The sequence below is a fragment of the Brachybacterium halotolerans genome (genome assembly GCF_016623465.1).
Lineage (GTDB): Bacteria > Actinomycetota > Actinomycetes > Actinomycetales > Dermabacteraceae > Brachybacterium > Brachybacterium halotolerans.
The window spans coordinates 36,268-58,004 of the sequence record NZ_JAEDAJ010000003.1 but is presented as its reverse complement, the minus strand read 5'-3'; the positions used below and the strand labels follow the sequence as shown (position 1 = coordinate 58,004).

Annotated in this window: 19 protein-coding genes; 4 read left to right on the top strand and 15 right to left on the bottom strand. The window is 72.1% G+C overall.

Features of this window, described 5'->3' with window-relative positions:
- Position 1: 1 nt before the first annotated feature.
- A complete protein-coding gene (locus I8D64_RS06695; protein ID WP_200501759.1) occupies positions 2 to 967 on the bottom strand; it encodes an ABC transporter permease in 966 nt (321 codons plus the stop codon).
- Between the two features lie 51 nt (positions 968 to 1,018).
- Entirely contained in the window at positions 1,019 to 2,632 is a 1,614-nt protein-coding gene (locus I8D64_RS06690) for an ABC transporter substrate-binding protein (protein ID WP_200501758.1), read from the bottom strand.
- Positions 2,633 to 2,898: 266 nt separating this feature from the next.
- On the opposite strand from I8D64_RS06690, the gene I8D64_RS06685 reads away from it, so the two are divergent.
- Positions 2,899 to 3,591 (top strand): FadR/GntR family transcriptional regulator, encoded by a 693-nt coding sequence (locus I8D64_RS06685; RefSeq protein ID WP_200501757.1) that lies wholly within the window; start codon positions 2,899 to 2,901, stop codon positions 3,589 to 3,591.
- A 79-nt stretch (positions 3,592 to 3,670) separates the two neighbouring features.
- Here the strand turns inward: I8D64_RS06685 and I8D64_RS06680 are convergent, their stop codons facing one another.
- From I8D64_RS06680 to I8D64_RS06645, 8 genes are all read right to left on the bottom strand, one after another.
- Positions 3,671 to 4,813 (bottom strand): baeRF2 domain-containing protein, encoded by a 1,143-nt coding sequence (locus tag I8D64_RS06680; protein WP_200501756.1) that lies wholly within the window; start codon positions 4,811 to 4,813, stop codon positions 3,671 to 3,673.
- 191 nt (positions 4,814 to 5,004) lie between these two features.
- Positions 5,005 to 5,334 (bottom strand): plasmid stabilization protein, encoded by a 330-nt coding sequence (locus I8D64_RS06675; protein WP_200501755.1) that lies wholly within the window; start codon positions 5,332 to 5,334, stop codon positions 5,005 to 5,007.
- A gap of 104 nt (positions 5,335 to 5,438) precedes the next feature.
- Positions 5,439 to 5,885 carry a hypothetical protein gene (locus I8D64_RS06670; RefSeq protein WP_200501754.1) on the bottom strand — a complete coding sequence of 149 codons (447 nt, stop codon included), beginning with the start codon at positions 5,883 to 5,885 and terminating at the stop codon, positions 5,439 to 5,441.
- Positions 5,886 to 5,934: 49 nt separating this feature from the next.
- The gene (locus I8D64_RS06665; RefSeq protein WP_200501753.1) at positions 5,935 to 6,564 is read right to left on the bottom strand and encodes a mismatch-specific DNA-glycosylase; all 630 of its coding nucleotides are present in this window, start codon (positions 6,562 to 6,564) and stop codon (positions 5,935 to 5,937) included.
- A complete protein-coding gene (locus I8D64_RS06660) occupies positions 6,561 to 7,454 on the bottom strand; it encodes a YwaF family protein (protein WP_343068463.1) in 894 nt (297 codons plus the stop codon). The genes I8D64_RS06665 and I8D64_RS06660 overlap by 4 nt, the downstream gene beginning before the upstream one ends.
- Positions 7,455 to 7,511: 57 nt before the next feature.
- A complete protein-coding gene (locus I8D64_RS06655) occupies positions 7,512 to 9,647 on the bottom strand; it encodes a PTS fructose transporter subunit IIABC (protein WP_200501752.1) in 2,136 nt (711 codons plus the stop codon).
- A 108-nt stretch (positions 9,648 to 9,755) separates the two neighbouring features.
- On the bottom strand, positions 9,756 to 10,898 hold the full coding sequence (locus tag I8D64_RS06650) for a 1-phosphofructokinase family hexose kinase (protein ID WP_200501751.1): 1,143 nt from the start codon (positions 10,896 to 10,898) through the stop codon (positions 9,756 to 9,758).
- Positions 10,895 to 11,656 carry a DeoR/GlpR family DNA-binding transcription regulator gene (locus I8D64_RS06645; RefSeq protein ID WP_200501750.1) on the bottom strand — a complete coding sequence of 254 codons (762 nt, stop codon included), beginning with the start codon at positions 11,654 to 11,656 and terminating at the stop codon, positions 10,895 to 10,897. The genes I8D64_RS06650 and I8D64_RS06645 overlap by 4 nt, the downstream gene beginning before the upstream one ends.
- A gap of 204 nt (positions 11,657 to 11,860) precedes the next feature.
- Between I8D64_RS06645 and I8D64_RS06640 the strand changes: the two genes are divergently transcribed.
- Entirely contained in the window at positions 11,861 to 12,376 is a 516-nt protein-coding gene (locus I8D64_RS06640; protein WP_200501749.1) for a phosphoribosyltransferase, read from the top strand.
- Between the two features lie 59 nt (positions 12,377 to 12,435).
- On the opposite strand, the gene I8D64_RS06635 is transcribed toward I8D64_RS06640, so the two are convergent.
- Entirely contained in the window at positions 12,436 to 14,061 is a 1,626-nt protein-coding gene (locus tag I8D64_RS06635) for a family 10 glycosylhydrolase (protein ID WP_200501748.1), read from the bottom strand.
- A gap of 208 nt (positions 14,062 to 14,269) precedes the next feature.
- Here I8D64_RS06635 and I8D64_RS06630 point away from each other — a divergent pair, with 208 nt between their 5' ends.
- Positions 14,270 to 14,914 (top strand): NAD(P)H-binding protein, encoded by a 645-nt coding sequence (locus tag I8D64_RS06630; protein ID WP_200501747.1) that lies wholly within the window; start codon positions 14,270 to 14,272, stop codon positions 14,912 to 14,914.
- Positions 14,915 to 15,014: 100 nt separating this feature from the next.
- Here the strand turns inward: I8D64_RS06630 and I8D64_RS06625 are convergent, their stop codons facing one another.
- On the bottom strand, positions 15,015 to 15,989 hold the full coding sequence (locus I8D64_RS06625) for a DUF808 domain-containing protein (RefSeq protein ID WP_200501746.1): 975 nt from the start codon (positions 15,987 to 15,989) through the stop codon (positions 15,015 to 15,017).
- Between the two features lie 185 nt (positions 15,990 to 16,174).
- On the opposite strand from I8D64_RS06625, the gene I8D64_RS06620 reads away from it, so the two are divergent.
- Positions 16,175 to 17,335: an MFS transporter gene (locus I8D64_RS06620; protein ID WP_200501745.1), complete on the top strand. Its 1,161-nt coding sequence runs from the start codon at positions 16,175 to 16,177 to the stop codon at positions 17,333 to 17,335.
- Positions 17,336 to 17,430: 95 nt separating this feature from the next.
- Here the strand turns inward: I8D64_RS06620 and I8D64_RS06615 are convergent, their stop codons facing one another.
- The 3 genes from I8D64_RS06615 to I8D64_RS06605 form a co-directional block, all read right to left on the bottom strand.
- On the bottom strand, positions 17,431 to 17,712 hold the full coding sequence (locus tag I8D64_RS06615) for an acylphosphatase (protein ID WP_200501744.1): 282 nt from the start codon (positions 17,710 to 17,712) through the stop codon (positions 17,431 to 17,433).
- Between the two features lie 229 nt (positions 17,713 to 17,941).
- Positions 17,942 to 19,012, bottom strand: a complete 1,071-nt coding sequence (locus I8D64_RS06610; protein ID WP_200501743.1) for a DUF2382 domain-containing protein — start codon at positions 19,010 to 19,012, stop codon at positions 17,942 to 17,944.
- A 197-nt stretch (positions 19,013 to 19,209) separates the two neighbouring features.
- The gene (locus I8D64_RS06605) at positions 19,210 to 21,699 is read right to left on the bottom strand and encodes a phosphoketolase family protein (protein WP_200501742.1); all 2,490 of its coding nucleotides are present in this window, start codon (positions 21,697 to 21,699) and stop codon (positions 19,210 to 19,212) included.
- Between the last annotated feature and the right edge of the window lie 38 nt (positions 21,700 to 21,737).

Sequence of the window (21,737 nt, the reverse complement as noted above, 5' to 3'; positions counted from 1 at the left end):
GTCAGATGCTCCTGATCCGGGGGTTGACGAGCACGTAGAGCAGGTCCACGAGGATGTTCACGACGATGAAGGCGATCGCCACGGTGAGCGTCACGCCCTGGACGAGGAACACGTCGTTGCGCTTCACGCCGTCGAGGATGAGCTGGCCCATCGCCTGGATGTTGAAGATGATCTCGATGATCACCGCGCCGCCCATCAGATAGCCCACGCGCAGGCCGAGCACCGTGATCGGGGTGATGAGCGCGTTGCGCAGCACGTTGCGCGCGACCACGACCGGGTAGGGGACTCCCGCGCCGACCGCCGTGCGCACGTAGTCGCGGTCCAACTCCTCGACCATCGCCGTGCGCACCACGCGGGTGAGGGAGCCCGCGACCGGCACTCCCAGGGCGATGGCGGGGAGCGCCACGTTGTGGGACCAGGCGGCCGGGTCCGTGAGCGGACCGACCCACTGGCTGACCAGGGCGGGGAAGGCGCCCCAGCCGCCCGGGACCTCGCCGAGCCACTGGATCAGCAGGATCGCGAGCCAGAACGACGGCGTCGCGAGGGCGGCGACGGACAGCACGCGGATGAGCTGGTCGGGCCAGCGGTCGCGGAAGAGGGCGGCGAGCACGCCCAGGATCGCGGCCAGGACGATCGCGAAGGCGAGGCCCAGGAAGGTCAGCTGCAGCGTGATGGGGAAGGCCTTGGCGACCACGTCGGTGACGGGAGTGTTGCCACTCGTGGTGCCGAGGTCGCCGTGGAGCATGCCGCCGAGGAACCGCAGGTAGCGGATGACCAGCGGGTCGTTCAGCCCGTTCGCCTCGCGGTACTGGGCGAGGGCGGCGGGCGAGGCGGACTCGCCGAGTGCGAGGCGCGCCGGGTCCGACGGCGAGAACGACATCACGACGAACACCAGCAGGGTGACGCCGAGGATCATGAGCGGCAGCGAGACGAGTCGCCTGCCGATCAGACGGACGAGTGAGGACACGGATCCCTCCAGGCGGGCCGGGGGCGGACGGGCGGTGCGGGGCGGCGGGCGTCACTGGGTGCTGCCGACCCCGACGAAGCTCAGGCCGGTCAGCGACGTGGGCTCGAAGCCGACGAGAGTGCTCGGGTCCCAGGCCGAGGGGGCGTTGCGGTGGAAGAGCGGGTAGAGCGGGACGTCGTCCGAGATGGCGTCGAAGGTCTGCTGCCACAGGGCCTTCTGCTCGTCCTCGTCGGTCTCCGACATGGCCTCCTTGAGCAGGTCGGTGACCTTCGTGTAACCCTCGGAGCCCTTCCAGTGCATGCGGGTGTCGGTCCAGGTGTCGGCGAAGTACCACCAGCGCATGAGCAGATCGGGGTCGTCTCCGAACACCGAGGGATCGCCGGGCGCGATCACCACGTCGTAGGCATCGGGCTTGCCGTCGATCGAGTTGTAGACGTCCGCGGACTGCTTCTCGGTGAACTCGACCTTCACACCGGCCGCCTCGAGGGACTGCTGGATGATCGGCGTGCACTGCTTGACCCAGTCGTGGTCCGTCGCCATCAGTCGGAAGCTCGTGAGGCCGGTCTCCTGGAACAGGGACTTCGCCTTGTCGAGGTCGAGCGAGTAGACCGTGGACGCCTCCTTGTAGTCCGGGTGGTCCTTCTGGACGAAGCAGGTGGCCGCCTCTGCCTGGCCGGACAGCCCGTCCTCGATGACCTTCTCCATGTCGATCGCGTACAGGAGCGCCTGACGGTTCTTGCGGTCGTGGAAGGGGTTGTCCTCGCTGTTGTTGAACATCGCGAACAGCAGCCCGAACCCGAGCGGGGACTCGACGGTCGCCGAGCCCTTGAGCTGGTCGATCGAGAGGTAGGGCACGGAGTCGATCGCCTGGGCGGTCTTGGACTGCATGGCGTTGGTGCGCGTGGAGGCGTCGGGGATGATCTGCCAGGTCATCTTCGCGGCCTTCGCGGGCTGGGGGCCGTTGTACTTCTCGAAGCGCTCGAACTCGACCTTCTTCGAGGCGGCCCCGTTGTCCGTCATGGAGTACGGGCCGGAGCCGACGGGCTTCGCGTCGAAGGCCTTGGGGTCCTTCTCGACCGCGGCCTTCGGCACGATCTTCACGACGCTCAGGCGCTCGGCGAGGATCGCGACGGGGTGGGCGAGGGTGAACGTCACCGTGGTGTCGTCCTTCTTCTCGACCTTCTCGATGAAGTCGATGAAGCTCGCGTACAGCGAGGCGTTGTCGGGGTCGAGCACGCGCTCGAAGGAGAAGACGACGTCGTCGGGGGTCACCGCGCTGCCGTCGTGGAAGGTCGCGCCGTCTCGGAGGGCGACGTCGACGCTGGTGCCGTCGCTCGAGGGGATCTCGGAGGCGAGAGCGGCGTAGACCTTGCGGGTCACGGGGTGGAGCTCGGTGAGGCCCTCGAGCGTGTGCCAGTTGACGGCGACCGTGAGCGCGGCGCTCGTGGTCATGGGGTCGTAGCCGTTGGTGCCGAGCTCGTAGGAGATCGCGGCGGAGATGGCGCCGTCCTCCTTGGCCTGCGTCGCCGCGGCGCCGCCGGAGTCCGAGGAGGCGTCCTCGCCGTCGCGCGGAGCGCAGGCGGCGACGGCGCCGACGATGCCTGCGGCGGCGGTGAGGAGCCCTGCGCTCCTGAGCAGACTGCGGCGGGTGGTCTTCGTGGTCATGATCGGTGCGTCCCTTCGGGTGGGAGTGCTCGGCCGGACCGGATCGGTCCGAGGCCCAGGGCTCCGGGTGCGTGCAGACGGCTGCGTCCTCGCCTCCGGCGTCCCGCGCATCGAGCGGAATCTTTATCAGACGTCTGATGTCCGATGTTCTAGCGGTACTCTAGACCCCGATGCCAGTGGATCGACGCGGGTTACCGAACCGTGACCCGGATCGCATCATGGATGCAGGACCGCGATCGCGCGGTCCTCGTGAGGGAGGAGAGCGCATGCGCCGGAACGACGCGGGCGGGGACGTGGTGGCCCGGATCAAGGATCTGATCCTGCGCACAGGGCTGCATCCGGGGGATCCGATGCCCACCGAGGCACGGCTCGTCGAGGAGCTGGGCGTCGCGCGCTCCTCGGTGCGCGAGGCGATGCGCACCCTGTCGTCCCTGGACATCGTGGAGGTGCGCCACGGCCACGGAACGTTCGTGGGCAGGATGTCGCTCGCCCCGCTCGTGGACGGACTGCTCTTCCGCGCCCGCCTCAACGACGGCAACGACCTGCGCACCCTGCGCGAGGTCGTCCAGGCGCGGATCGCCCTGGACCTCTCGATCGGGCAGCGGCTCGTCGAGGCATGGCGCGACGAGGACCTCGCTCCCGCCCGTGCCGAGGTGGAGCGGATGCGGGCCGCGCACGCCGCCGGCCGCTCCTTCGCCGACGCGGACCAGGCGTTCCACGCGGCCGTGCTCTCGAAGCTCGGCAACGAGCTGATGATGCAGCTGGGCGATGCGTTCTGGCAGGTGCACACCTCGGCGCTCCCGCTTCTGGACGTGCCTCCCGCCACGGACATCCGCCTCACCATCGAGGCGCACGACGCGATCGTCGATGCCCTCGAGGCGGGCGACACGACGGCGTACGAGAAGGCGGTGCGCGCGCATTACAGCCCGCTCGACCGGAACCTCACCGCCTCCGAGTGAGGTCCGCCCGACGGACTTGCATGAGTGCGCGGTCGACGCGACCAGCCGCGGTCGACGCGACCTGCCGCGATCGCGGCGCTCAGCTCGGGCTCGACCCCTCGTGCGCTCCTTCGCGCCGCGCATCGCCGCTCATGCTGCCGATGCTCGCCGCGGGGGTCGCCTCGTCGTGCCAGCGCAGGAGCGCGCCGATCCCGTCGACGAGGACGTCGGAGCCTGCGGTGTCCTCGCGCAGCGCGCTGATGCCGGCGTCGGTGCGGATGGCGCTGAGCAGCAGGCGCTCGACGTCCGGGCAAGGGCGTCCCGAGACCAGCAGCAGCTCGTCGACCTGGCCGCGATCGAGCACCTGGGCGACGTCGTCCGCGCTGGTGGCGGCGGCGCCGTCCCGGCCGCTGGCCTCACGGAACCGTGCGAGCAGGTCCTCCTCGTGGCGGGTGATGAAGTCCCGCGTCACGCGGACGACCTCCTCACGGAAGGCGGGACGGTCCAGGCTCTTGCCGCGGGTGCCGCCGGGCACCTCGTGCAGGCGCTCGAGGGCCTCCTGGCCGAGCTCCGCCTTCAGCAGTGCGCTCGAGCGCACGTCGCCGGTCAGCAGCACCATGTCGGGCCGCTGCTCGCGCACGATCCGCTCCACGGTGCGCGCGACCGCCTCGGCGTTGCGCTCCCAGGAGTCCTCGACGCGGGCCTCGAGGTTGCTCGCGCGCCAGCCGTGCTGGCCACCGCCGCCGAGGCTCGCCTTGTGCAGCTCGTCGTGGCCGCCGTCGACGCTCGCGTCCTCGCCCAGACCCTCGCCGTGCCTGCTCAGGGACGGAGCGTCGGGCGCGCGCAGGCGCAGATCGGCGCCTGCGCGATCGACCTCGATGAGGAGCTGGGTGACGGCGAAGGGCGTGAGCTCGAGGAGGGGCAGCAGCTCGGGCTCGTCGCCGAAGTGCGCGGACTCGTGCAGGGGCGGCACGGGCAGCACCCGGTCGACGACGATCTCGTCGCCCGCGGCGATCACGGTGCGCCCATGGCGGCCTCCGAGGGCCGACGGGGTCAGCAGGGTCTCGCCGATCCGGTCGAGCAGCGGGGCAGGGGCGCCGGCCGCGGCGAGCTGGTCGCGCAGGCGGGCCCAGCGGGCCTCGATCTCGGTGACGGCCTGCGGATCGAGCCGCGTGGTGTCGAGGTGGACGGAGACGTAGGGACCCTCGTTCTCCAGTGCGGACCTGAGCCAGGGAAGCTTCACGTGTACCTCCTGCATCGGCGGTGACGGCGCCCGGAGCCTGACGGCTTCAGCGCCGTGCGGGTGCCGCCACCTTTCCACGGCGCGCAGGGTGCCGCAACCGGTTCCCCCGAACTGCCCGGGAGCGCGCCCCGCGGCGCTGTGCGCTGGGATGTTGAGATGTCCGGATGTTCCGGAACGGCGCCGGGACCCCGTCAGTCGCGGTCCTCGACGGCGTCCTCGAGCTCGTCCTTGGTCATCGAGGACCTGCCCTCGACGCCCTGTCGCCGGGCGTCCTCGTAGAGCTGGTCGCGGGTGCGCCCCTGCGGACCCTCGTGGGAGTGCCTGCCGCCGCGCTCGGACGGGGACTCGTCCTCCGTCGAGGTCGTCGAGGACTCGTCCGCCTCGCCCTCCTGGGCGCGGGTCTTGTTGACCGTGCGGGCGGCGATCTCCTCCGCGGTCTCCTCGGAGCGGCCCTGCTCCCGGACGCTGTCCTTCACGTGCTGGTACTGGCGCTCGCGCTTCTCGCTCCATGCCTCGGGCATGACGGCCTCCTCGTCGGTGCGGATCGTCCGCGCCCGATCGCCCGACCGGGCGCGGACCACACTACGCCCGAGGATTCTGCGTGAGCGCCCTCGCGGCTTCCGCGTCAGCGCGCGGCCGGCGTCCCGCGGCGCTCGGAGCGGGACGCCCCGCTCTTGCGCATGCTCAGGGTGAACAGGGCGATCACGGCGACGAGGATCAGCAGGCCCACGACCACGTGCAGCCAGACCACGCCCATCTCCGCGATGCCGATCTGGATGAGGGCGAGCACGGCGACGGAGATCGCGTGCATCATCAGCCCCTTGTTGCCGCTGCGGCGCGACCACAGCACGGCGCAGACCGCGGCGGCCAGGGTGTCGAGGAAGAGCACGTAGCCGAGCGTCTGGTGGAGCGGGAACACGCCACCGATGCTGCCCAGGATCCCCAGGCCCAGCAGGGTCTGCACGATCGCGATCAGAGCGCTGCTGCCGGCGGTCAGGCGCAGGGCGTTCAGCACGGGATCGGCGGGTGCGGACGGCGCAGGGGCGGAGGGCGAGGACGCGTTATTCGACATGGTGTCAGCATAACTGCGGCGGACGTCCCGCGGACCGCCCCGTGCACGCTCAGCGGGTGCTGTCCCACACCTCGCGCCAGTCACGGGCGAGGGTGTCGATGTTGGCGTGGGCGTTGAGCCCGCTCGGCTGCGGCACCACCCACAGCAGCGAGTCCTCGGGCCAGTCCTCGACCTCGGCCGGATCCTGCAGTCCCAGCTTCGCCCGGGGCAGGCGGAAGGCGGTGCGGTAGGCGGTGATGCCCGCGATCGCGACGGAGCGCGGTCGCATCTCGCGCACCCGCTCGACGAGCCGTCGCCCGCCCTCGTGCAGCTCCTCGCGCGCGAGCTGGTCGGCGCGGACCGTGGCGCGGCCGACGAGGTTCGTCAGGCCGATGCCTCGGCCGAGCAGCTGCTGCTCGTCCTCCTCGGTCAGTCCAGCGGCGCAGTCGACCTGGTGGTCGGTGAGGCCCGCACGGTGCAGGGACGGCCAGAACCTGTTCCCGGGGCGTGCGAACGGCGCGTTGACCGCGGCGGTCCAGAGCCCGGGGTTGATGCCCACGATGAGCATGCGCAGCGGCGACGGGTCGCCCGGTCCGGGCAGGATGTCGTCGACGCCGTGAGGGTCCGTGGTGGAGACCTGTGCGAGGTCGTCCTTGGTGGGACGTCGGCCTCCGAGGGGCGAGGGGCGGCGGGAAGTCATCCTGGCACTGTATCGATCCGCGGCGGATCGCCCGGATCGGACGACGGCTCGTCCGTCGGGACGTCGTCGGCCCGCAGCCCGTCGGCCCCGAGCCCGACGGCCCCGAGCCCGTCGACCCGGATCCCGACGGAACGGGCCTCGACCGCTCGGACCCTGCCGGCCTCGACCGGGTCCGACCGTCCCGCCCGGCGGCCCAGCAGCGCCCAGGGCAGGGTCATGAGGGCCCAGACCACCGCGATCGCGATCGCCTCGACGAGGAGGTACGAGGGCCACGGGCCCATCACGTCCAGCAGGCTCGGTCCCGCGGGCGCGTGGCTCAGGTACCCGTAGTTCGCGCCGGTCAGCGCATTGCCGATCATCGCGATCAGCGCCCACAGCACGGTCGCCCCGTAGGCGAAGCCGAATCCTCGCCAGGTGGGGCGCATGCGCAGGCCCCACACCAGGACCACGGGGATCAGCACTCCCGCGCCGTGGGCGATCCAGTACTCCGCGAACTCGAGAGGCGGCCACACGAAATAGTTGACGTCCGGTGTGAGCACGGACTGCATGTTCAGGGTAAGGCCCCAGTAGTAGGTGATGACCACGAGCCGCCGCGCGCGGGTGATCAGGGCGAGCGGCCCGATGAAGCGCAGCACATCGGAGAGGTGCAGGGGGAGCGACTCGTCGATGTCCCACGCCCATGGCATGAAGCCCCACAGCGTCCACAGGATCGAGTTGGCCAGCAGCGCCCAGCCGAGGATCCGCAGCCGGCGCTCGACGACGGGTGCGTCACCGCGGCGCACGACGATCGCTGCGAGGACGCAGAGCACCGCGATGACCGCGAGCGTCGTGAGGTGCTGGGCGCCGTAGGGCGTCATGTGCCCCAGCAGGGGCGCGTCCGCGCTGTCCACACCCGCAGGGTAGACCGGCGCGGACGCGGGGCAGTGGATGCCGCGGGCGGTGCCGCCTCAGGCGGCCGCGGCCTCGCGGCGCACGCGCCGGGCATGCTGCTCCTTCAGCACGGTGACCAGGGCCGCCGCGAGGAGCGTGCCGATCACGATCGCGAGCACGTACCCCCACACCGGGCTGATCGCGAAGAACACGAAGATGCCGCCGTGGGGAGCCTGGGAGCCCACTCCGAACGCCATGGAGAGCGCGCCGGTGACCGCGCCGCCGGCCATCATCGAGGGGATGACGCGCAGCGGGTCGGCCGCGGCGAAGGGGATCGCGCCCTCGGAGATGAACGAGGCGCCCAGCAGCCAAGCCGTGGTGCCGTTCTCGCGCTCCACCTGCGTGTACAGCGAGCGCCGCACCGCCGTGGACAGCGCCATCGCCAGCGGCGGCACCATCCCGGCGGCCATCACCGCGGCCATGATGTGGAAGGACGCCTCGGTCCCCTGGGAGAGCCCCGCGGTCGCGAACAGGTAGGCCGCCTTGTTGATGGGGCCGCCCAGGTCCACGCACATCATCAGCCCCAGGATCACGCCCAGCAGGATCGCGGAGGTGCCGCTCATGCCGGTCAGCGCGTTCTGGAGGGCCTCCATCACCCAGGCCAGCGGGCGGCCGAGCACGAGCAGCATGGCTCCGGCGACGATCCCCGAGGTCACCAGCGGGATGATCACCACGGGCATCAGCCCGGCGAGCCAGCGCGGCGGGCGCAGAGAGGCGAGGCCCAGGGCGATGAGCCCGGCGAGCAGGCCCGTCACCAGTCCGCCCAGGAAGCCCGCGCCGACCGTCACCGAGATCGCCCCGCCGATGAAGCCGGGGGCGATGCCGGGGCGTCCGGCGAGGCCGAAGGCGATGAAGCCCGAGAGCGCCGCGACCAGGAAGCCCATTCCGGCGCTGCCGATCGCGAAGGCGACGGCGCCCAGGTACAGCAGCAGCCCGGCGCGCGAGGTCATCTCCTGTCCGCTCGCGCCGTCGTAGCTCAGGTGCCCCGGCAGATTCGTCAGCGAGTTCCCGGTCGCGACGTCCTGCGCGACGTAGGAGACGTCGAACCCGCCCAGCAGGAAGCCGAGGGCCATCAGCAGACCGCCCGCGGCGACGAACGGGATCATGTACGACACGCCCGTCATCACGGCGGCCTGGATCCGCTTGGGCCAGGAGACCGCGGCGGCGGAGCTCGCCCCGGCGCCGCCCGGGCCGCTCGAGGCCTCCGCGCCCCCGTCGTCGGCCCCGGCGGGGACCTTCCGGGCACGGGGATCGCGGGCGGCCGCGACGGCCTCGTCGACCATCTCGGGGCCGTGGGAGATCGCGCGCTTGACCGGGTGCTCGATGACCGGCATCCCGGCGAAGCGCTCGCGTCCCGAGATGTTGACGTCGGCCGCGACGATGAGCGCGGAGGCCTCCGCGATCTGCTCGGAGGTGAACGGCGTGATGCCGCCCGACCCCTGCGTCTCCACGTGCAGGCGCACGCCCTTCTCCGCGGCGGCCGTCTCGAGGGACTCGGCGGCCATGTAGGTGTGGGCGATGCCGGTCGGGCACGAGGTGATCGCGAGCAGCACGGGGGAGTCCTCGGCAGCCGCGGACGGGTTCGGGGAGGCGGCGCGCTCCGGCGCGTCGGCCGCCGTCCCGTCCGAGGGCGCGGATGAGGGCGCGGGCGCGGGTGCGGAGTCTCCGGCCGACGACGACGCTGCGGATGCGGGCTCGGGTTCGGGCTCGATCACCCCCATCACCAGGTCGGCGGCCTCCTGGGACGTCGCGGCGGAGCGCAGCGAGGCGAGGAACTCCGGGCGCACCAGGGCGCGCGAGAGCTGTGCGAGCAGCCGGAGGTGCTGGTCGTCGGTCCCGGCGGGCGCCGAGATGCCGATCACGAGATCGGCCGGCCCGTGGGCGGATCCGAAGTCGACCGGCTCGGTGAGCCGCAGCAGGCCGAGCGCGGCCTCGTGGACGGCCTCCGTGCGGCAGTGGGGGATCGCGAAGCCGCCGGGCATGCCGGTCGCGAAGGACTCCTCGCGGGCCAGCAGCCCGGCCTCGAGACCGTCGCGGTCCGAGCGTCCGGTCGCGGCGATCAGGTCGGCCATCTGGCCGATCACCGCGGACTTGTCTCCCGCGGGCTCGACGTCCAGGTGGACGAGATCCGCGGTCATGAGGGGTTCTGACATGGCCAGCTCCTTCTTCGGAGGGCCCGGCATCGCGCCGGGCGGGGGTCATCGGTCGTCGGCGGTCGGCCGACGTGGCGTCGGGACGGGTGTCCGGTGGCGTCGTGCGGATCAGAGGGCCCGCACGGCATCGGGTCGGGCGACGACCTGATCCGGGCGGGGGATGGTGGTGCCGGGCAGGGCGACGGCGGCGCTGCCGTAGGCGACGGCGCGGGCGAGCGCCGTGGGGGCGTCCTCCCCGCGGCTGCGGGCGAGCAGGAACCCGGCGGTCGCGCAGTCTCCCGCGCCCACCGTGGAGACCACGCGGGTGGGGCCCGCGGGGCAGAACCAGGTGCCCTGGGAGCTCGCGAGCAGGGCTCCTGCTCCGCCGAGGGTCACCAGGACCTCCCTGACGCCCTGCGCGCGCAGGCCCTGGGCGGCCTCGCCCACGGGGCCCAGGTCGGCGGCGTCCAGATCCGTGCCCGCGCCCTCGAGGGCGTCGAGGGCGGCGGCATCCAGGCCCGTGAGCTGCGCGAGCTCGAGCGCATTGGGCTTGAGCAGGTCCGGGGCGCAGGCCAGGTCCTCGCCCCAGGCGGCGGCGAGAGCGCGCAGCGGACCGTCGGAGGTGTCGACGCCCGCCCATGCTCCGCGCTCGTGCAGCGCCCGGACCATCCGCGCGTACCAGTCCTCGGGGAAGCCGGGCGCGAGGGACCCCGAGAGCATCACCGTGTCCGTGAGCGACCGCTCGCCGGTGGGTGCGCTCCGGCCGCGCGGACCACGGGGTGCGCCATCGCCGATCCCGGTGAGCAGGGCGGACTCGAGGGCCTCCAGCTCGGTGGTGGAGATACGGGCGCCCGGTTCGTTGAGCTTCGTGGTGACGGTGCCGGAGGCGGTGCCGAGCGCGTCGGGGCTCTCCGCGGACCAGGCGCCATCGGCGCCGCCGGCGGTGCCTGAAGTGCCCGTGCTGCCGCTGGTCCCCGTCTCCTCGAGCGGTGAGAGCACCGTGAGATTGGTGCGCACGGCGCCGTCGACGGGGGAGGTGCGCAGCGGTGCGTCGGCGGCCTCGAGAAGTGCCCGATAGGGGTCATCGGCCCCGACCGGCACGAGCGCCTCGACCTCGGCGCCGGCGAGGTGCAGGGCGCGGGCGACGTTCACGCCCTTGCCCCCGACCTGCGTGGACTCCCGGACGATGCGGTGCACGCCGCCCGCGGAGAGCGGAGAACCCAGGAGGACCGTGCGGTCCAGCGAGGGGTTCGCGGTGAGCGTGCGGATCATGCGAACACCACCTCGGTGCCGGCGCCCTCGAGCTCGGAGCGCAGCGCCTCCGGCAGGTCGGAATCGGTGACCAGGGCGTCGATGTCGCCCGTGCGGGCGAAGGCGACGAGCTGGCGGACCTGTGCCTTCGAGGAGTCCGCCAGCAGCACGCGCCGTCCCGCGCGCTCGACGATGGCGCTCTTCACCGCGCCCTCCTCGGGATCGGGGGTGAACAGCTCCGCGCCGTCGAAGCCGTTGCATCCCAGGAACGCGACCTCGGGGCGCAGCCGCGCGAGAGCGGAGACGGTCTCCGCGCCGACGCCCGCACCGGTGCCGGGCCGCAGTCGCCCGGGCAGCACGTGCACGGGCGGACCCGCGAGGCCCAGCGCCGCCTGCGCGACGTCGAGCGCGTGGGTGAGCACGGGCCCGGTGCGCTCGGCGAGATGGGGGACCAGCGAGAGGGTCGTGGTGCCGGCGTCCAGCAGTACGGAGGCCTCGGGATCCGTGGGGAGCAGCGCTCGCGCCGCATCGGCGATCCGTCGCTTGGCCTGGGTGTTCGTGGTCCGACGGGTATCGAGGTCCGGCTCCGCGTCGCGGGTGCGGCGGGCGATGGCGCCGCCGTGCACGCGGGCCAGCAGGCCTCGCCGCTCGAGGTCGTCGAGGTCGCGCCTCACGGTCTCGGTGGTCACGTCGAAGCGCTCGGCGAGGTCCGAGACCGTCACGCGGCCGGACTGCTCGAGCGCGTCGAGGACCTGGCGCTGTCGCTCCTGGGCGTACATCACATCACCTGCGTCGTCGGAGGGCGGGACACCGGGAGCTCGGGACTGCTCCTGGAGGTGAGCCACACACTAGAACATGAACCCAAGGAAAACAACATTACAGTGTGTGGGTTGCTGTGGTGGGCGCGCAGTCGCCGCGCTCGGCCCTTCCGGCGCGGGCGGTAGCATCGGGGCACCCCCGCACGATCCGTCCCAGGAGCCCAGATGTCGCAGGCCTACCACGCCGATTCCTCCGATCTCGTGACGAAGGAGGTCCTCGACTGGGAGCTGTTCGGGACCGCGTCCCGGGAGCTCGCGCAGACCATCGCCGACTCGGGCTTCGATCCCGAGATCGTGATCGCGGTCGCGCGCGGAGGCCTGCTGCCCGCCGGCTCGCTCTCCTACGCGCTCGGCCTCAAGCTGGCCGACGCGATCAACGTCGAGTTCTACACCGACGTCCACGAGACCCTGCCGGATCCGGTCCTGCTCGCCCCGATGCTCGACACCGAGTCGATCCAGGGCAAGCGCCTGCTGGTGGTCGACGACGTGGCGGATTCCGGGCGCACCCTCGCGCTCGTGCTCCAGCTCCTGCGCGAGCAGGGCGCGGACGCCCGCAGCGCGGTGCTCTACGCGAAGTCCGCCTCGGTGGTCGCGCCCGACTTCGTGTGGCGGCGCACCGACGAGTGGATCGTCTTCCCGTGGTCGGCCGAGCCGCCGGTCACGCCCGCGACGCAGGCCTGATCACCCGCGCGCCCGTCCCGGGTCGCGGGTCCCGCGGGGCTGCGGGTCCCGCCGGGGCGTCAGCCCCGCGGGCGCCGCACCGTCGAGGGGCCGCTCTGGCGCCAGGTGCGGTCGAGCGCCGTCACCGCGTACCAGCCGCGTGCATCCGCGCCCGCGTGCGTGAACTGCTGTGCGCTCTCGTCCTCGCCGGCCCGCACCACGGCGACGAGGCTGCGCGCGTCCTCGAGGTCCCGGCTCGTCACGTGCGGTGAGCGCAGGCGCCAGATCGCGAAGCTGGTCGCCTCCCCGCTGAAGCGCAGCGTGACGCCCTTGCGCGAGGCGCGCACGGACTGCAGGTAGGGCGCGGCGGGCGCCGTCCCCTCGACGCTCTCGATGACGGGGACGATGGCCGGGTGCGCGAAGCGCTCGCGCACGAGCTGCTTCACCGCTCCGGTCTCGTCATCGCGCATGCTCGTCGCGCTGAAGTACACATAGCCCTGGACGGACCCCAGGTCACGGCCCAGCTCCACGTGCTCGGAGAGCTCGCCGGGGTCCTCGAAGGTGCCGTCGACCGCCTTGTAGGCCGCTTCGCCCACGAACAGCGCCACGTCGGAGTCCTCCGCGAGGTCCGCCCACCAGCGCACCAGGGTGTCGTAGTCGGCGAGCTCGTGGCCGATCTGCCAGTAGATCTGCGGGTTGATGTAATCGACCCAGCCCTGCTGGACCCAGCGCCGGGAGTCGGCGGAGATGATCTCGTACGACTCCGAACCCGCGGTGTCCGACCCCGCGGGATCGCTCGTGGAGTTCCGCCAGATGCCGAACGGGCTGATGCCGAAGCGCACGTGCGGCTTCTCCGCGCGGATCCTCTCGTGCATCTCGCTCACCAGCAGGTCGACGTTCTCCCGTCGCCAGTCCTCGATCGAGGAGGCCCCGTCGCCATGGCGCTCGAAGGTCCCGGCGTCCGGGAGCTCCTCGCCCTCGACCGGATACGGGTAGAAGTAGTCGTCGAAGTGCACGCCGTCGACGTCGTAGCGGGAGACGGCGTCCATCATCGCGTCCTGCACGAAGGCACGGACCGCGGGGACGCCCGGGTCGTAGTAGAGCTTGCCGCCGTAGGCGAAGGACCAGTCCTGGTGGACGCGCGCCGGATGGTCCTCGACGAGGTCGGCGGGGTCGTCGCTGGTCATGGAGACCCGGTAGGGGTTGAACCAGGCGTGGTACTCGAGGCCCCGGGCATGGGCGGCGTCGATCTGGAAGGCGAGCGGGTCGTAGCCGGGGTCCTCGCCCTGAGTGCCCGTGAGCCACTGCGACCAGGGCTCGAAGGGGGAGGGCCAGAAGGCGTCGGCGGTGGGGCGCACCTGGGAGATGACGGCGTTCATGCCGAGCTCCTGCGCCAGGTCGAGCCAGTCGAGGTACTCGCGCTTCTGCTCGTGCGTGCTCAGCCCCGCCTTCGAGGGCCAGTCGATGTTGTCGACCGACGCGATCCACAGGGCGCGGAACTCGCGCACCGGGGCGGTGCTCCGCCCCTGGCCGTGTCCGTGACCCAGGCCGCTGCCGTGCCCTGTGCCGTGGTGGCCCGCGCCGAGTCCGACGGGGGCTGCGGAGCCCCCGGCCTGCGCGGATCCCGCGCCGAGGGCGAATGCTGCACCACCGGCGGCGGCGCCGGTGGATGCGCGGAGCAGAGAGCGGCGGGCGAGGGGTTCCACGGGGCCTCCTGGGGCGGGAGAGGGGAGCGCGAGCCCGTGCGCGGACCGGCGGGCCGGTCGCGCGCAGGGGACGGGTCTCGAGCGCGCCCCACGCTTCCATGTCCGCGTCTCCGGGGCAAGCGTCACACGCGGCACGCCGTCGGCCACGCGTTCCGCCACGAGCGCACGGGGCTTCCCCCGGCGCCCGCCAGGTGCCAGTGTGGGGCGCATGAAGATCACACTCATCGGAGGACATGGCAAGGTCGCGCTGCTCGCCGAGCCGCTGCTCGTCGAGGCGGGGCACGAGGTGCGCGCGGTCATCCGCAATCCCGACCAGGTGGCCGACATCGAGGCGACAGGAGCGGGAGCCGTCGTCATCGACATCGAGCGCCTGGACGAGGAGGGCTGGAAGGATCTCATCGCGGATTCCGACGCCGTCGTCTGGGCGGCCGGCGCCGGCGGCGGGGATCCTGAGCGCACGTACGCGGTGGACCGCGACGGTGCGATCGCCTCGATGGACGCCGCCGCACGCGCGGGCGCCCGCCGCTACGTCATGGTCAGCTACTTCGGCGCCGGGCCGGACCACGGGGTCGATCCCGACAACGGCTTCTTCGCCTACGCGGAGTCCAAGGCCGCGGCCGACGAGCATTTGCGCGGCACCGACCTGGACTGGACGATCCTCGGCCCCAGCGGCCTCACCCTCGAGGAGCCCAGCGGCCGGATCGACGTCGAGGCCACCGAGAGCGGCACGGTCAGCCGCGCGAACGTGGCGCAGGTGATCGCCGAGGTCATCGACCGCCCCGAGACCTTCGGCCGGTTCGTGACGTTCAACGACGGGCAGACCCCGATCGCCGAGGCCGTCGCGGGGGTCTGACCCCCACCACGACCAGAACCCGTCGGGACCCGAGCGGCCCGTGGACCCCAGCGGTCCACGGGCCGCTCTCGTCGTCGTGCGGGCCTGAGCCGACCGGAGCTCAGGCCGTGGTCCGGCGGGACCCGCGCAGACGGGCGAGGGTCTGGACGACGAGCAGCACCGCGGCGCCGACGACGAGGCCGAGGGCCATCGAGCACAGGGTCACGCCGAGCCAGCCGACCGCGCCGCCGATGCCCGGGATGTGCCCGAGGTGCTCCTCGAGGTGATGCACCCAGGCGTAGGGGACCGCGGCGCCGAGCTCGTGCGTGCCCTCGAGGATGATGTGCCCGCCCACCCAGAGCATCGCGGCCATCCCCACGTAGCTGATCACCGTCATCACGTGCGGCATCGCCGTGACCAGACCTCGGCCGACGCGCTGCGAGGCGGGGGAGTCGCGTCGGGACATCGCCAGGCCCACGTCGTCCATCTTCACGAGGATCCCGACGGCCCCGTAGACGAGCGCCGTCAGACCGATGCCGACGACGATCAGCACCGCGGTGCGCATCAGGAACGGCTGGTCGGCGACGGTGTTCAGCGAGATCACCATGATCTCGGCCGAGAGGATCAGATCGGTGCGCACGGCGCCCTTGACGACCGTGTCCTCGGCGTCGGCGCCCTGCTCGGCGGAGGGCGCATCGGCGGAGTCACCTGCGGACGCGTTCTCATCGCCGTGCCCGTGCGGGTGGACGAGCTCCCAGATCTTCTCGGCGCCCTCGAAGCACAGGAAGGCACCGCCGAGCATGAGGATCGGCGTGAGCGCCCAGGGTGCGAGCCAGGAGAGCAGCAGGGCGATCGGCAGGATGATCAGCAGCTTGTTGACCAGGGAGCCGCGGGCGATGCGCCAGATGATCGGCAGTTCGCGCGTGGGCTCCAGCCCGCGCACGTACTGCGGGGTGACGGCGGCGTCGTCCACGACGACCCCGACGGCCTTGGCGCTCGTGCGCGCGGAGGCCGCTGCGACGTCGTCCGCGCTCGCGGCCGCCATCTTCGCCATCGCGGCGACGTCGTCCAGGAGTGCTGCGAGTCCGCCGGCCATGGGTGTCCCTCTCGCTCATGGGCAGTAGCGCGCTCACACTACCGGCAGGCACCACAGGGCGCCCGCCGCCGGACGAAGGCCGCCCGCCGCTCCTCGCCGCGACGGCCGTAGGCTGGTGAGGTCTGTGCCGAGACGTCCGAGGCACAGGTCAGTGACGTGATCAGCGACGTGAGAAGGAGGGGCCGATGACGTCGGCACGCCAGTGGGCCGCGACGATCGCTCTCGCAGTGGGCATCTTCATCCTCATCACGATCGAGGAGCTCCCGATCGGCGTGCTCAGCGTGATGGCGCCCGACCTCGGGGTGAGCGAGGGCGTCGCCGGTCTCGCGGTGACGGTGCCCGGCGTCCTCGCGGGCGTCGTCGCGATCTTCACGCCCGTGATCGCGGGATCCCTCGACCGTCGGCTCGTCCTCGTGCTCGCGCTGGCCAGCGTGGTCGTCTCCTGCGTGCTGAGCGTCATCGCCCCCACGTTCGCGGTGCTCCTGCTCGCACGGCTCTTCGCGGGCGTCTCGATCGGGCTGTACTGGGCGGTCCTCGCGATCGTCGCCGTCGCCCAGATGCCGCCCCACCGCGCTCCGCGCGCCCTGACCGTCGCCTTCAGCGGCGCCGGTGCGGCGCTCGTGCTTGGCGTGCCGGTGGCCTCGTGGATCGGCACGCATCTGGGATGGCGCACCGCGTTCGCGGTCGTCGGCTGCGCGGCACTGCTCGTGGCGATCCTGATCGCCGTCGTGGTCGCGCCCGTGCGCACGAGCGCCCCCGTCTCGATGCGGATGATGGGGCGCGCCGCAGCCGACCGCGGGGTCCGCCATGCCCTCGTGCTGACAGCGCTCATGATCACGGCGCAGTTCATCACCTACAGCTACGTGAGCCCGCTCCTGCACTCCCGAGCCGGTGTGCCCTTCACGAGCATCGGCGGGATGCTGCTGCTGTTCGGCGTCGCCGGGATGATCGGGAACTTCGCGGTCGGCATGGTGCTGCGCCGCAGCGCGCCCCTCGGGGTCCTGGTGATCGCCGCGGGGCTCGCCCTCGCGATCCTGGTGCTCCTGCTGGCCGTGAGGTCCCCGGCCTCGGCGTTCGTGGTGATGCCGCTCTGGGGTCTGTTCGCGGGCGCGGCCTCGGTGACGGTCCAGGCGTTCGTGAGCTCGGAGGGGCGCGAGGTCGTGGAGGAGGGCACGGCGCTGAACAGTGCCGTCTTCAACGTCTCGATCGCACTCGGCGCGCTCATCGGCGGGCGGATCCTCGACCTCGCCGGCCAGGAGGCGCTGATGATCGCCTCCGTGGTGATGCTCGGCGTCGCCCTCGTGGTCGTCGCCCGTTACCTGCGCACGACCCCGACGCACGTGTGATCGGCCCGCGCGGAGGCTCCCGGACAGTGCGGCCGTGCTCGCCCCGCGCGGCGGCGCTCACGCCGCGCGGCGTCGCTCACGCCGCGATGCGGCGCTCAGCCCGCGATGCGGAAGCCCGACGTCCCGCGCGGCTGCTCCTCGCGCACCTCGGTCCCGCTCACCCGCGCGCTCGTCGGGCCCTCCTCGAGCCAGGCGAGCATCTGGCGGACCGCGTCCTCGGGGCCCTCGACATCGGCCTCCACGGTGCCGTCCAGCAGGTTGCGCACGGTGCCGCTCACGCCGAGCGCCTCGGCGCGGTCGGCGGCGGCCCAGCGGAACCCGACGCCCTGCACGCTGCCGCTGACGCGGACGATCCTGCGGATGCTCGACGTGGACATGTCTCCTCCTGCCTCGGATGCTGCCGCCGATTCTGCCCGTTCCCGCGTCCGCGCTCCAGTTCCCGGTGCCGGTCCCGGTGTCGGTGCCGGTGCTGGCGGGGTGGCGGGGGCCCGGGCCGCGCTGAGCCGCGCTTTGCGCGGACGACGGCCGCGCACGCCGGAGGGCGGGCATCCGCGGCCCTCGCGGCCGCGGATGCCCGCCCTCGTCGGCGTCCCCGATGGGGATGGGTCAGGCGCGCTCGCCCTCTCCGTCGCCCTCGACGGGACGCCCGTCGGCGTCGGTGATGTCGACCTCCTCGCGGCCCACCTCGCCGCTGACGGTCTCGGTGTCCTGGACGGTGCGGGTGCCGATGTTGACCTGCTCGGTCGCCACGGTCTCCTTGTTCACCACGGGGCGCTCCTCGGTGAGGGGCACCTCGGCCTCGGTCTCGCCGTCGGCGATCTCGCCCCCGGTCTCCTCGCCGGCGGGCACCCGCTCGACGACGACCTCCTCGCGCTCCACGGGGACCTCGACCTGCTGGGTCTCGGAGACCGTGTACTTGCGCAGGCGCACGCGGCCGGTCTCGACCTTCTCGGTGCCGACGTTCAGACGCTCCTCGTGGAGCGTCACGGACTGCTTGCCGTCCACGTCCGCCTGGTCGTCGGCCGCTCCGGGCGCGCCGGGCGCGTCGGCTCCCGCGGCCGTCCCGGCCTCCCCGCTCGCCATCACGCCGTCCTGAGCGGCGCGCCGCTGCTCGTCCTCGAGCGCTCCGTCCCCGGTCTGCGCGTCGGCCCCGGTCCCGCGCCCGGCCAGACCCGCGGCTCCGACGCCGGCACCCGCGGCGCTGACCCCGGCACCCGCCCCGGCTCCGGCCTGGCCATCGGCGACGGGGGCCTGCTGCCCCTGCACGGCCGGATCCTGCTGCGCCGTGCCGGTGCGATCCTGCGCGGTGCCGCGGCCCTGCGCGTCGGCCTCGCGGTCCTGGCCGTCGCCGGAAGCGGCGTCGGGATCGCTCACCCCGTAGTAGCGGTAGAGCTCGGACTCCTCCTGGCGGGAGATCTCTCCGTCCTCGTCGATGTTCGGGGCGTCCTTGATGAACGACTTCTCGTAGGGGACGGTGATGGCGCCCTCGGCGTACTTCGCCTCGGCCAGCGGGATGAAGGTCTCGCGCGAGCCGAAGAGGCCGATGTTGACGGTGACCCACGAGGGATCCTGCGAGTCCTTGGTCAGGTACACCTGCCCGACCTTGCCCACCTTCTCGCCCGTGGAATCGAGGACCTCGGCGGTCTGGAGATCCGTGATGCTGCCCTGGAACGTCATGCTGTTCTCCTTCTGTGCGGTCCGCTCGTGCGGATGTCGATCGACGTCGCACCGGACCGGTCGACGGCGTCGCGCTCGGGGAGCGTTCTTCGACCGTACCGACCGTTGTGATCTGCGCCATATCCGTCACCGAGAATTCGTCGGCGGGTCACTCGGGCTCGTGCGGCGCGGAGCCGGCGCATGCGCGACCGGAGATCTCAGCCGTTGTCGCCGCCGGTGTCGGCGGTGATCGTGCCCTTCGACGCCTCGGACTCGTCGGCGTTGTCGTCCCACTGCCACGCGGCGACGTCGGGATGGTCCGTGCCATGGGTGTACGCGTACTCGCGAGCGCGGATGCGGGAGTCGACCATCCGCTGGCGCAGACCGGCGAAGCGGGTCCCCAGGCCGTCGACCCGGTCGATCGTGTCGATCACCAGGTGGTAGCGGTCCATGTCGTTGCGCATGAGCATGTCGAAGGGCGTCGTGGTCGTGCCCTCCTCCTTGTAGCCGCGCGCGTGGATCCGTGAGGCGCGATCGTGGCGGTAGGCCAGACGGTGGATGAGCCACGGGTAGCCGTGGTAGGCGAAGACGACGGGGGAGGACTCGCCGAAGATCCCGTCGAACTCCTTCTCCGAGAGACCGTGCGGGTGCTCCGACTCGTGCTGCAGGCGCATCAGGTCCACCACGTTGACCACCCGCACGCGCAGGTCGGGGATCTGCTCGCGCAGGATCTTCGCCGCCGCGAGCACCTCGATCGTCGGGATGTCCCCGGCGCAGGCGAGGACGACGTCGGGCTCCTTGCCCTCGACCTCGGTCCCTGCCCACTCCCAGATGCCCAGGCCGCGCGTGCAGTGGACGATCGCCTCGTCCATGCTCAGCCACTGCGGTCCCGGCTGCTTGCCCGCGACGACCACGTTCACGTACTGGCGCGAGCGGAGGCAGTGGTCGTAGGTGGACAGCAGCGTGTTGGCGTCCGGCGGCAGGTAGACCCGCACGATCTCCGCCTTCTTGTTGACCATGTGATCGATGAAGCCCGGATCCTGATGGGAGAAGCCGTTGTGGTCCTGACGCCACACGTGCGAGCTCAGCAGGTAGTTGAGCGATGCCAGCGGCCGGCGCCACTCGAGCTCGTTCGTCACCTTCAACCACTTCGCGTGCTGGTTCACCATCGAGTCGACGATGTGGATGAAGGCCTCGTAGGAGTTGAACAGCCCGTGCCTGCCGGTGAGGAGGTAGCCCTCGAGCCAGCCCTGGCACTGGTGCTCGCTGAGCACCTCCATGACGCGGCCGCGCGGAGCCAGGTGCTCCTCGTCGTCGTCCGGCACGAACTGCGCGTTCCACTGCTTGTCCGTGGCCTCGTAGACGGACTGCAGGCGGTTGGACGCGGTCTCGTCGGGCCCGAAGATGCGGAAGTTGTCGGGGTTCGCCTCGATGACGTCTCTCAGCCAGTCGCCCAGCACGCGCGTGGCCTCCGAGGCGGCCGCCCCGGGGCGCGGGACGTCGACCGCATGCCTGCGGAAGTCGGGCAGGCGCAGTGCCCGCAGCACGGAGCCGCCGTTGGTCACGGGGTTCGCCGACATCCGTCGGGTCCCGGCGGGCGCGGTCTCCGCGTACTCCTCGCGCAGCCGCCCCTCCTCGTCGAACAGCTCCTCGGGTCGGTAGGAGCGCAGCCACGAGTCCAGGACCGCGAGATGCTCGTCGGTGTCGCGGGCGTTGGACAGCGGCACCTGGTGGGCCCGCCATGATCCCTCGGACTTCTTGCCGTCGATCTCCGCGGGCCCGGTCCATCCCTTCGGCGTGCGGAAGACGATCATCGGCCAGGTGGGCCTCTCCGGCTCCCGTCCGGCGACGTCGTCCTCGGCCGCCTTCGCCTTGATCTCCGCGATGCGGTCCAGGGCCGTATCGAGCACCTCGGCGAAGCGCGCGTGCGCCGCGAGCGGGTCCTCGTCGTCGAAGCCGCCGGTGAAGAACAGCGGCTCGTGGCCGTACCCGCGCATGAGGTCGGCGAGCTCGTCCTCGCCGATGCGCGCCAGCACCGTGGGGTTCGCGATCTTGTACCCGTTGAGGTGGAGCACGGGGAGCACCACGCCGTCGGTCAGGGGATTGATGAACTTGTTGCTGTGCCAGGACGTGGCCAGAGGGCCGGTCTCGGCCTCGCCGTCGCCGACCACGGTGAACGCGAGGAGCCCCGGGTTGTCGAGGACGGCCCCGTAGGCGTGGGAGAGCGAGTAGCCGAGCTCGCCTCCTTCGTGGATCGAGCCCGGGGTCTCCGGCGCCGCATGGGACGGGATCCCGCCGGGGAACGAGAACTGGGTGAACAGGCGGCGCATGCCGGCCTCGTCCTCGGTGACCGAAGGGTAGGTCTCGGTGTACGTGTGCTCGAGGTACCCCGCGGCGACCACGCCGGGCCCGCCGTGGCCGGGGCCGGTCACGTACATCGCGTCGAGATCGCGCTGGCGGATCGCCCGGTTCATGTGCGCGTACAGGAACGTGAGCCCGGGGGTCGTGCCCCAGTGGCCGAGCAGGCGGGGCTTCACGTGCTCGCGCGCGAGCGGCGTGCGCAGCAGCGGATTGTCCATCAGATAGATCTGGCCGACGGAGAGGTAGTTCGCGGCCCGCCACCAGCCGTGCAGGCGGAGTAGCTTCTCCTGGTCGGGGTCGGTGCCTTCGGCTGCGGGCCGGACCGGCTGGGTCGGTGCCTCGTCCATGGGACTCTCCTCGTTCCTCGGGGGACCGGGCGGATGCG

What these genes read in the sequence shown, in the direction of transcription:
- I8D64_RS06650 (WP_200501751.1), bottom strand. Translation starts at nt 10,898, where the DNA reads ATGATCCGCACGCTCACCGCGAACCCCTCGCTGGACCGCACGGTCCTC.
- I8D64_RS06620 (WP_200501745.1), top strand. Translation starts at nt 16,175, where the DNA reads ATGACGTCGGCACGCCAGTGGGCCGCGACGATCGCTCTCGCAGTGGGC.
- I8D64_RS06665 (WP_200501753.1), bottom strand. Translation starts at nt 6,564, where the DNA reads ATGACTTCCCGCCGCCCCTCGCCCCTCGGAGGCCGACGTCCCACCAAG.
- I8D64_RS06625 (WP_200501746.1), bottom strand. Translation starts at nt 15,989, where the DNA reads ATGGCCGGCGGACTCGCAGCACTCCTGGACGACGTCGCCGCGATGGCG.
- I8D64_RS06640 (WP_200501749.1), top strand. Translation starts at nt 11,861, where the DNA reads ATGTCGCAGGCCTACCACGCCGATTCCTCCGATCTCGTGACGAAGGAG.
- I8D64_RS06630 (WP_200501747.1), top strand. Translation starts at nt 14,270, where the DNA reads ATGAAGATCACACTCATCGGAGGACATGGCAAGGTCGCGCTGCTCGCC.
- I8D64_RS06605 (WP_200501742.1), bottom strand. Translation starts at nt 21,699, where the DNA reads ATGGACGAGGCACCGACCCAGCCGGTCCGGCCCGCAGCCGAAGGCACC.
- I8D64_RS06685 (WP_200501757.1), top strand. Translation starts at nt 2,899, where the DNA reads ATGCGCCGGAACGACGCGGGCGGGGACGTGGTGGCCCGGATCAAGGAT.
- I8D64_RS06675 (WP_200501755.1), bottom strand. Translation starts at nt 5,334, where the DNA reads ATGCCCGAGGCATGGAGCGAGAAGCGCGAGCGCCAGTACCAGCACGTG.
- I8D64_RS06610 (WP_200501743.1), bottom strand. Translation starts at nt 19,012, where the DNA reads ATGACGTTCCAGGGCAGCATCACGGATCTCCAGACCGCCGAGGTCCTC.
- I8D64_RS06645 (WP_200501750.1), bottom strand. Translation starts at nt 11,656, where the DNA reads ATGTACGCCCAGGAGCGACAGCGCCAGGTCCTCGACGCGCTCGAGCAG.
- I8D64_RS06655 (WP_200501752.1), bottom strand. Translation starts at nt 9,647, where the DNA reads ATGTCAGAACCCCTCATGACCGCGGATCTCGTCCACCTGGACGTCGAG.
- I8D64_RS06670 (WP_200501754.1), bottom strand. Translation starts at nt 5,885, where the DNA reads ATGTCGAATAACGCGTCCTCGCCCTCCGCCCCTGCGCCGTCCGCACCC.
- I8D64_RS06690 (WP_200501758.1), bottom strand. Translation starts at nt 2,632, where the DNA reads ATGACCACGAAGACCACCCGCCGCAGTCTGCTCAGGAGCGCAGGGCTC.
- I8D64_RS06615 (WP_200501744.1), bottom strand. Translation starts at nt 17,712, where the DNA reads ATGTCCACGTCGAGCATCCGCAGGATCGTCCGCGTCAGCGGCAGCGTG.